General features: G+C 67.0%; 1 protein-coding gene. It reads right to left on the bottom strand.

Features of this window, described 5'->3' with window-relative positions; all coding sequences use genetic code 11:
• Window positions 1–230, bottom strand: a 230-nt coding sequence (locus tag KVS67_RS13640) for an alkaline phosphatase D family protein (protein ID WP_217565605.1), incomplete at both ends; no start/stop codon positions are given.

The following is a 230-nucleotide window of genomic DNA, read 5'->3' on the forward strand; positions in this document are numbered from 1 at the left end:
GTGTCCACGTCACGGACCTGGGTGTAGCGCGGGTCATCGAGGACCTCACCCGGCCACCAGTTGTTGGTCGTCTCGTGGTCGTCCCACTGGGCGATGACGGGGACGACCGCGTACAGGGCGCGGAGGTTGTCGTCCATCATGTTGTAGCGGTGGCGGCCGCGGAACTCGTACAGCGTCTCGGCGACCTTGGACGTCTCCTCCCTGACGAGGTTGCGCCAGGTGGGCTCGCC

It is taken from the genome of Micrococcus sp. GbtcB5 (assembly GCF_019091605.1).
Taxonomy (GTDB): domain Bacteria; phylum Actinomycetota; class Actinomycetes; order Actinomycetales; family Micrococcaceae; genus Micrococcus; species Micrococcus luteus.